Genomic DNA, 1249 nt, shown 5'->3' with positions numbered 1-1249 from the left:
ACAAACTCCCCAATATACCTGGTTTTAGCGGCATACTGTTTCATTTGGTCATAAAATGCATAAGGGTTAATGGCCTCTACCGCTGTTAATACTGCCCGGCTTCGTCCATAGGGTAAATCAGGAATTGCATCGCCTATCACATCATTTCTCACTTCTTCCGCACAAGTATTATTTAAAATCACATTATAATATTTACTACCGGATATAATTTCTGCTCTGTTTTTTTCCGCCTGTGCTTTGATTTGATGATATGCTTCTTCACTAATTTTCTTTTTAAATAGAAAAGTTTTTTCCGGAATCCGGTAATCCGGTGTCCCTAACCCTCTGATTCTATTCGCTTCTCCCATATTTATGCCTTTAAACATATCTTGTGGCCGATAAGGGACGACGGCAGATGTCTGTATATATATACTTATCGGGTCTGGAGGTGGTTGACTTTCTATATATTCTTCCAACCTATGTGGATCGCTAACTAATGGACCGAAACTAAAGAAAGTGGTCGCTCTTTCCCCCTTAACCAAATACATAAAGGTATGACCTGGATCTTCTTGGGCTCGATGAAACATTGTCTCTGCAGTAATATTGCTATCGTGATCATCTACGAAAGTCACACTTGAATAAACCCCTTTAGGCATATCAAAGGTAGGGATAGGATCTGATCTCCCTTCTCTTTTATTGGTTTCTTCAATCTGTTTGGCTTTCCTTTTAATTTCTATCTGTTTCTTTTTCATATCCTCTTCAAAATTCGGATTGGTCAACGGCGATTTATTGACTTCAAATCCCAGTACTAAAAAATAGGCATCTTCCACATGAATAGTATAACTATTATTCTCTATAGGCTCTGCTATTCCGGTTGTTATCACTCTGTCTGTCATTGGTTTTCCCCTAGATATTTATCCCAATCTACTTCTATATTCACCTTCTGTACATCATCAATATAAATCATTTGGGTTCTGCCATCCTTATCACTTATGCCTTTTATGGTTTTGTCTTCATAACTCATAATATAAGGTGTATTTTTGTACACATTGCCTGCCCTATCTTGTAACACAAAGGAATGACTATAAGGTTTTATTCCTTGAGCAAGGAAGTTGTCCTTTTCCACCTCCGTCTCCTGCAACCCAATATGCTTGCCATCAATCCACACACCACTTTCATTCAACAACACTGTGGATTTGCCGAAACGCAGTAAAATCTGTTGGTTATCCATTGTAATACTGGTTTGTTCACCCACTTCCAGTTCGATTCT

The 1249-nt window shown here is 38.3% G+C and carries 2 protein-coding genes; both read right to left on the bottom strand.

Features of this window, described 5'->3' with window-relative positions; translation table 11 throughout:
* A partial coding sequence (locus tag CVP05_RS11740; RefSeq protein ID WP_133118721.1) for a hypothetical protein occupies window positions 1-875 on the bottom strand: 875 nt, incomplete at its 3' end.
* Window positions 872-1249 (bottom strand): hypothetical protein (locus tag CVP05_RS12680; protein ID WP_207761371.1); only part of this gene is annotated, 378 nt, incomplete at its 5' end. The genes CVP05_RS11740 and CVP05_RS12680, both read right to left, overlap by 4 nt.

Source organism: Conservatibacter flavescens (genome assembly GCF_002795425.1).
Classification (GTDB): Bacteria; Pseudomonadota; Gammaproteobacteria; order Enterobacterales; family Pasteurellaceae; genus Conservatibacter; species Conservatibacter flavescens.
This window is presented reverse-complemented; position numbering and strand designations above follow the sequence as displayed.